Origin of the sequence: Streptomyces racemochromogenes, from assembly GCF_044129415.1 — a bacterium.
GTDB classification, from domain to species: Bacteria; Actinomycetota; Actinomycetes; order Streptomycetales; family Streptomycetaceae; genus Streptomyces; species Streptomyces racemochromogenes_A.
Window position 1 is genome coordinate 1 of sequence record NZ_JBBDHD010000210.1, and the last position, 7,795, is coordinate 7,795.

A 7,795-nucleotide genomic window follows, 5' to 3' on the forward strand; every position below is an offset into this window, starting at 1 on the left:
CCCGCCGGGCGGGCCGCTCCCCGGCGGCGGGTGCGGCCGGCTCCGCCGGGGGTGCGGCGGCCGGTGCGGCCGGTTCCGGGCGGGGCGCGGTCGTGCCGTCGGGTCGGCGCGCGGATATGGGCATCCGGACAGATTGCCATTCCGGTGCGGAAGCGCAGATTCCGACCCCGCTCCTCCCGGGGCGGCTCCGGTGCCCCGTACGCGCCCCGAATCCCGCGCGCGGCCGGCACCCCCGCGGCATAGGGTGGGAACCCCCGGCCCGTTCACGTGTCGGGTGCTTCGCGTTGCCCCGCCCGCCCCTCCACCGGATGGAAAGCCGCCTTCATGAGCCTCACCGGACTGCTCGACGCCGTCACCCGGGACCCCGCCCTGGCCGAGGCGGTCACCGCGGCCGGGGACGGCAACCGCATGCACGTGGACCTGGTCGGCCCGCCCGCCGCCCGCCCCTTCGCGATCGCCGCGCTGGCCCGCCGCACCGGGCGGACCGTCCTCGCCGTGACCGCCACCGGCCGGGAGGCGGAGGACCTCGCCGCCGCGCTGCGGTCGCTGCTGCCGCCCGACGGGGTGGTGGACTACCCGTCCTGGGAGACCCTGCCGCACGAGCGCCTCAGCCCGCGCAGCGACACCGTCGGCCGCCGCATCGCCGTCCTGCGCCGCCTCGCCCACCCCAGCGCGGACGACCCGGCCGCCGGACCCGTCTCGGTGGTCGTCGCCCCGATCCGCTCCGTGCTCCAGCCGCAGGTCAAGGGGCTCGGCGACCTGGTCCCGGTGAGCCTGCGCCAGGGCGAGAGCACCGACCTCGGCGCGGTCACCGAGGCGCTGGCGGCGGCCGCGTACGCGCGCGTCGAGCTGGTGGAGAAGCGCGGGGAGTTCGCCGTGCGCGGCGGCATCCTCGACGTGTTCCCGCCCACCGAGGAGCACCCGCTGCGCGTGGAGTTCTGGGGCGACGAGGTCGAGGAGATCCGCTACTTCAAGGTCGCCGACCAGCGCTCCCTGGAGATCGCCGAACACGGCCTGTGGGCGCCGCCCTGCCGCGAGCTGCTCCTGACCGACCAGGTGCGCGAGCGCGCGGCGGCCCTCGCCGAGGCCCACCCCGAGCTGGGCGAACTGCTCAACAAGATCGCCGAGGGGATCGCCGTCGAGGGCATGGAGTCCCTCGCGCCGGTCCTCGTCGACGACATGGAGCTGCTCCTCGACGTCCTGCCGGCCGGCTCCATGGCCGTGGTCTGCGACCCGGAGCGGGTCCGCACCCGGGCCGCCGACCTGGTGGCGACCTCGCAGGAGTTCCTGATGGCCTCCTGGGCGGCCACCGCGGGTGGCGGCCAGGCCCCCATCGACGTCGGCGCCGCCTCGCTGCGCGGCATCGCCGACGTCCGCGAGCACGCCCGCGAACTCGGCATGATGTGGTGGTCGGTCTCCCCCTTCGCCGCCGACGACCCGGCCCTCGGCTCCGACACCCTCAAGCTGGGCATGCACGCCCCCGAGGCCTACCGCGGCGACACCGCCCGCGCCCTCGCCGACACCAAGGGCTGGATCGCCGACGGCTGGCACACCGTCTACCTCACCGAGGGCCACGGCCCGGCCGCCCGTACCGTCGAGGTCCTCGGCGGCGAGGGCATCGCCGCCCGGCTGGAGGCGGACCTCGGGGCCCTGGAGCCGTCGATCGTGCACGTCTCCTGCGGCTCGATCGACACCGGCTTCGTCGACCCGGCGCTGAAGCTGGCCGTCCTCACCGAGACCGACCTGACCGGCCAGCGCACCGCCACCAAGGACCTCGGGCGGATGCCCACCCGCCGCCGCAAGTCCATCGACCCCCTCACCCTGGAGGTCGGCGACTACATCGTGCACGAGCAGCACGGCGTGGGCCGCTACATCGAGATGGTGCAGCGCACCGTGCAGGGCGCCACCCGCGAATACCTCCTCGTCGAATACGCGCCCGCCAAGCGCGGCCAGCCCGGCGACCGGCTGTACATCCCCACCGACCAGCTGGAGCAGGTCACCAAGTACGTCGGCGGCGAGGCCCCGACCCTGCACCGGCTCGGGGGCGCCGACTGGACCAAGACCAAGGCGCGGGCGAAGAAGGCCGTCAAGGAGATCGCCGCCGACCTGATCAAGCTGTACAGCGCGCGCATGGCGGCCCCCGGCCACACCTTCGGCCCGGACACCCCCTGGCAGCGCGAGCTGGAGGACGCCTTCCCGTACGCGGAGACCCCCGACCAGCTCACCACCATCGCCGAGGTCAAGGAGGACATGGAGAAGTCCGTCCCCATGGACCGCCTGATCTGCGGCGACGTCGGCTACGGCAAGACCGAGATCGCGGTGCGGGCCGCGTTCAAGGCGGTGCAGGACGGCAAGCAGGTCGCGGTCCTCGTCCCGACGACGCTCCTGGTCCAGCAGCACTTCGGGACCTTCTCCGAGCGCTACAGCCAGTTCCCCGTCAACGTGAAGGCCCTCTCGCGCTTCCAGTCCGACACCGAGTCCAAGGCCACCCTGGAGGGCCTCAAGGAGGGCTCGGTCGACGTGGTCATCGGCACCCACCGCCTGTTCTCGCAGGAGACGACGTTCAAGGACCTGGGCCTGGTCATCGTCGACGAGGAGCAGCGGTTCGGCGTCGAGCACAAGGAGCAGCTGAAGAAGCTCCGCGCCAACGTCGACGTCCTGACCATGTCCGCGACCCCGATCCCGCGCACCCTGGAGATGGCGGTGACCGGCATCCGCGAGATGTCGACGATCACCACCCCGCCGGAGGAGCGCCACCCGGTGCTCACCTTCGTCGGCCCGTACGAGGAGAAGCAGATCGGCGCGGCCATCCGGCGCGAGCTGCTGCGCGAGGGCCAGTGCTTCTACATCCACAACCGGGTCGAGTCCATCGACCGGGCGGCCGCGAAGCTGCGCGAGATCGTCCCCGAGGCGCGGATCGCGACGGCGCACGGCCAGATGTCCGAACAGGCCCTGGAACAGGTCGTGGTCGACTTCTGGGAGAAGAAGTTCGACGTGCTCGTCTCCACGACGATCGTCGAGTCCGGCATCGACATCTCCAACGCCAACACCCTGATCGTGGAGCGCGGCGACAACTTCGGCCTCTCCCAGCTGCACCAGCTGCGCGGCCGTGTCGGGCGCGGCCGCGAGCGCGGGTACGCGTACTTCCTCTACCCGCCGGAGAAGCCGCTGACGGAGACGGCGCACGAGCGCCTGGCGACCATCGCCCAGCACACCGAGATGGGCGCCGGCATGTACGTGGCGATGAAGGACCTGGAGATCCGCGGCGCGGGCAACCTGCTCGGCGGCGAGCAGTCCGGCCACATCGCGGGCGTCGGCTTCGACCTGTACATCCGCATGGTCGGCGAGGCCGTCGCCGACTACCGGGCCGCCGTCGAGGGCGGGGAGCAGGAGGAGCCGCCGCTGGAGGTGAAGATCGAGCTGCCGGTCGACGCGCACGTCCCGCACGACTACGCGCCCGGCGAGCGGCTGCGCCTCCAGGCCTACCGGGCCATCGCCTCGGCCGCCTCGGAGGCCGACATCAAGGCGGTGCGGGAGGAACTCACCGACCGCTACGGCAAGCTGCCGGAGCCGGTGGAGAACCTGCTGCTGGTGGCGGGCCTGCGGATGCTGGCCCGGGCCTGCGGGGTCGGTGACATCACCCTCCAGGGCCCCAACATCCGCTTCGGCCCGGTGGAGCTGCGCGAGTCCCAGGAGCTGCGCCTCAAGCGCCTCTACCCGGGAACGGTCCTCAAGCCGGCCACCTCGCAGGTCCTGGTGCCACGCCCGAAGACGGCCCGGGTGGGCGGCAAGCCGCTGGTCGGCCGGGAACTCCTGGCCTGGACGGGCGAGTTCCTGACCACGGTCCTCGGCTCGTGACCGACGCGGCCGCGGGTCCCGCCGCGCCCCCGGGCGCGCGGTCCCGCGGGGCCGTCCCTACCATCACCGGGTGATCGTTCCCGGCCCGACGCTCCGCGCCGCCTCGCCGGCGGGCCTGCCCGCCCTGCTCCTGCGCCCCTGGCGGGAGGAGGACGTCCCGGAACTGGTGGAGGCCTGCCGGGACCCCGCCATGCGGCAGTGGATCCACCAGCGCGCCGACGACGCGGCCGAGGGCCTGCGGTGGCTGGAGGCGCAGCGGCAGGGCTGGGCCTCGGGGGTGCGCTACGCCTTCGCGGTACTGGAGGAGGACGCCCCCGCGTCGCGGCGGCTGGTGGGCAACGCGGTCCTCAAGCGACCCCGGCCGGACGCCCCGTCGTCCGAGGTCGGCTACTGGACCACCGCCCACGCCCGAGGGCGCGGCGTGGCTCCCCGCGCCCTGGAAGCCCTCACCGCCTGGGCGTTCGACACCTTCGCCGGCTCGGGCCTGGAACGCCTGCACCTCCTGCACCGGAGGGGCAACGAGGCCTCCTGCCGCGTGGCGCGGAAGTCCGGCTACGCCCTCCACGCCCCGCTGCCGCCCTCCCCGCCGGCCCACCCGGAGCCCGGCCACCTCCACGTCCGGTGGGGGCGGTAGGGCCCGGGCGGGTCCTGCGCGGTCAGCCGGCGCGGGTCAGGTTCTTGTATTCGACGCTCGTCGGGTTCGGGCCGGCCTCCCAGTGGGCGAGGAGGTACGGCTTGCCGTCCAGGTGGACGTGGTCGGTGATGTCCGTGCCGTCGGGGGCCTTCGACAGGAACACGGCGACCGGTCGGGCGTTCAGGTAGGTGTCCCGGCCGCGGTGGAGTCCGGTGCGGTCCGCCGGGAAGGTGCGGGCGGGGGAGCCGTCCTTGCACAGGGTGAGGAGGTGGGCGACCGAGGGGTCGCCCGGCTTCAGGTCGATCCACCCGTCCTCCGTGTCGGGGGACTTGGCGGGCAGGTCCCTGAACTGGTCCTGGAGGAAGTCGGTGTCGCCCCTCAGGGAGACCTTGGAGTCGTTCACCAGGATCTCCCCGGTCCCGTGGTGGTTGACCTTGACCTCCCCGTAGCAGCTGCTGTCGTTCTCGAAGGTCAGTTTCGCCGTGATCTCGCGTGCGCCGATCCGGCGGGTGATGAGCGCCGTCTTGGAGTCCGCCCGCTCCGTCTCCTCGTACGCGGCGCGCAGGACGGCGGCCGGGTCGCCCGTGAGCGGGGCCTGGGCCGGAGCGGAGGCCGAGGGCTGCGGGGCGGCGTCGGCGGGGCCGGGGCCGCAGGCGGTGGCCGCGGCGGTCAGCAGGACCGCGCAGCCGAGCGCGGCCGTGGTCGTGGTTCTGGGCATGCGGGTACGCATGACGGGTCCCCCCCTGGGATCGATCAAGAGATCAGAGGGTAGCCGCAGCGGCCAGGGGGGCGGTGGAGGTGTGCGGGAGGGGAGGGGGAGGGGGGAAGGGGTACGGCTCCTTCCCGCCGGCGGGACGCCTGGGGGAGCAGCGCCTCCAGGGCCTGTACGACGGGCTGTCGGACGGCACCGGCACCCCGGGCTGACGCCCGACCGCCTCCGGGCCGCCCGTGCTGCGACCCTGCAACGGTTGCGCGCATACCCTCACGGACGGCCGGAAACGCTGTATACGCTTCCAGCCGTCACCCTTTCCGCACGGCCCGTCAGGAGCAGCGATGCACGGCCCCGGCATCCCGCCGCAGCAAGGCCCCCACGGCCACCGGCCCCTGTCCGGGGCGGCGATGACGCTGCGCGTGCTGTTCACGGCGCTGCCCCTCCTCAGCTGCGGATTCTTCGCCTGGGGCTCCCTGCTGCGGATCGCCCTGCTCACCCGCAGGAGCCGCGACTGGGTGCTGCTCGTCCTCGGCGGGGTGCTCTCCGTCGTCTGGATCACCTTCATCGAGCTCGACCCGACGGCCGAGACCAACGGCTGGCAGGGCAACCTCGGCGCCGGTGGCTCGATCTTCACCGGCTTCGCCGTGTGCCTGTACTACCTCGTCGCCGACATCAGGCACCACGAGGCGCGGGCCGCCCTGCCCCAGGCTGCCGGGGCCGCCCCCTGGTACCCGGCGCAGCAGCCCCCGTACGTCCAGCCCGCGCAGCAGACCCGCCCCTCCTACGGCTACCCGCCGGTCCCGCCGCAGCAGAACCCGGCTCCCGTCCAGCCCCCGCGCATCGGACAGGTCCGCGCCGAACTCGACGAGCTCAGCGAGCTCCTGCGCAAGCAGACCCCGCACACTCCGCCCGGGCCCCCGCAGCCCGGCGGCCCCTACCAGGACCCCAACAGCACGGCGATCCAGGACCCGCAGCAGTGACCGTCGGCGAACGGCTCATCGGCGAGCGCTATCAGCTCGCCACCCTCCTCGGCCAGGGCGGCATGGGGCAGGTGTGGACCGCCTACGACCGCCGCCTGGACCGCCGCGTCGCCGTCAAGCTCCTGCGCCCCGACAAGGTGGCCGGCCCCGGCACCGTCGCCGAGGAGCTGCGCCTGCGCTTCGTGCGCGAATGCCGGGTCACGGCCCAGGTCGACCACCCCGGCCTGGTCACGGTGCACGACGCGGGCAGCGACGGTGACGAGCTGTACCTCGTCATGGGCTACGTCGAGGGTTCCGACCTCGCCGACCACCTCGCCGGGCACGACCCCTACCCCTGGCCGTGGGCGGTCGCGGTGGCGGCCCAGCTGTGTGCGGTGCTGTCCGCCGTGCACGCGGTGCCGATCGTCCACCGGGACCTCAAGCCCCGCAACGTGATGATCCGCCCGGACGGCACCGTCCTCGTCCTGGACCTCGGTGTGGCCTCCGTGATGGACACCGACACCACCCGCCTCACCAGCACCGGCTCCCCCATCGGCAGCCCGGCCTACATGGCCCCCGAACAGGCCATGGGCGGCGCGGTGGGCCCGTACACCGACCTGTACGCACTTGGCGTGCTGCTGTACGAACTCCTCAGCGGCAACGTCCCCTTCGCCGGTTCCACCGCCCTCGGCGTCCTGCACCGCCACCTCTACGAGCCCCCGGCGCCCGTCCGCGCGCGGCGCCCGGAGATCCCGCAGGAGCTGGAGGCGGTGCTCCTGCGCCTCCTCGCCAAGGACCCGCAGGACCGGCCCGGTTCGGCGCAGGAGGTCTACGAGGCCCTCGCGCCGCTGCTGCCGGCCCCCGGCAGCCGTCCCGTGGCCGGCCCGCTCGACCCGACCCGGCCCTTCCTTCGCCCGCAGGCCCCCTGGCCGGACCGGCCGGCCGCCGTCGTCCCGCCGATGCCCGCCACCGCGCCGGCCCCGCCCCGCCCCGACATCCCCGGCGCGGTGGACGAGGCCCGCAAGCTCCTCGACCAGGGGCGGCTCACCCAGGCCGTGGACATCCTCGGCGGCATCCTCCCGGCGGCCGCCGCCGAACACGGCGAGCGCTCCCCGGTGGTGCGCAGCCTGCGCAAGCAGTACGCCGCCACGCTGATGGACGACGGCCAGTACCGCCGCGCCCTGCCCGAACTGCGGCGCCTCGCCGACGAGTTCCCCGCCGGCGACCCGCAGGCGCTGCGCTTCCGCTACGACGCCGCGCAGTGCCTGGAGCAGCTCGGCGAACCGGCCGCGGCGCTCGCCGAGTACCGCTCGCTGCTGCCGCTGTTCGAGAACCACTACGCCAACCCGGACCCGGGGCTGCCGCTGGAGGTCCGCCGCCGGATAGCGCACCTGCTGCTCTCCCTCGGCGACCGCCCCGCCGCCCACGACACCCTGGTCCGGCTCCTGTACGACGCGGACCGGGTGCACGGCCCGGCGCACCCCCTCCCGGTGGAGATCCGCCGGACCCTCCAGTGGCTGGGCCAGGTGCGCTGACACCACCGCCCGGCCGGACGCACCGCCCGGCCGGACGCACCGCCCGGCCGGACGCACCGCCCGGCCGGACGCACCGCCCGGCCGGACGCACCGCCCG

General features: G+C 74.2%; 5 protein-coding genes. 4 read left to right on the top strand and 1 reads right to left on the bottom strand.

Annotated elements, in window-relative coordinates:
- Positions 1-324 precede the first annotated feature (324 nt).
- Positions 325-3,858, top strand: a complete 3,534-nt coding sequence (gene mfd / locus WDV06_RS35295; RefSeq protein ID WP_395513902.1) for a transcription-repair coupling factor — start codon at positions 325-327, stop codon at positions 3,856-3,858.
- Positions 3,859-3,931: 73 nt separating this feature from the next.
- On the top strand, positions 3,932-4,492 hold the full coding sequence (locus tag WDV06_RS35300) for a GNAT family N-acetyltransferase (protein ID WP_395513906.1): 561 nt from the start codon (positions 3,932-3,934) through the stop codon (positions 4,490-4,492).
- Between the two features lie 22 nt (positions 4,493-4,514).
- Here WDV06_RS35300 and WDV06_RS35305 read toward each other — a convergent pair whose 3' ends face one another.
- A complete protein-coding gene (locus WDV06_RS35305; RefSeq protein ID WP_395513903.1) occupies positions 4,515-5,210 on the bottom strand; it encodes a hypothetical protein in 696 nt (231 codons plus the stop codon).
- Between the two features lie 335 nt (positions 5,211-5,545).
- On the opposite strand from WDV06_RS35305, the gene WDV06_RS35310 reads away from it, so the two are divergent.
- Together WDV06_RS35310 and WDV06_RS35315 are read left to right on the top strand one after the other, a co-directional pair.
- The gene (locus WDV06_RS35310) at positions 5,546-6,184 is read left to right on the top strand and encodes a hypothetical protein (RefSeq protein ID WP_395513904.1); all 639 of its coding nucleotides are present in this window, start codon (positions 5,546-5,548) and stop codon (positions 6,182-6,184) included.
- Positions 6,181-7,698 (top strand): protein kinase domain-containing protein, encoded by a 1,518-nt coding sequence (locus WDV06_RS35315; protein ID WP_395513905.1) that lies wholly within the window; start codon positions 6,181-6,183, stop codon positions 7,696-7,698. Before WDV06_RS35310 ends, WDV06_RS35315 begins: the two co-directional genes overlap by 4 nt.
- Positions 7,699-7,795 lie beyond the last annotated feature (97 nt).

Coding starts and splice junctions, on each gene's coding strand:
- mfd (WP_395513902.1), top strand. CDS start 325: ATGAGCCTCACCGGACTGCTCGACGCCGTCACCCGGGACCCCGCCCTG.
- WDV06_RS35305 (WP_395513903.1), bottom strand. CDS start 5,210: ATGCCCAGAACCACGACCACGGCCGCGCTCGGCTGCGCGGTCCTGCTG.
- WDV06_RS35310 (WP_395513904.1), top strand. CDS start 5,546: ATGCACGGCCCCGGCATCCCGCCGCAGCAAGGCCCCCACGGCCACCGG.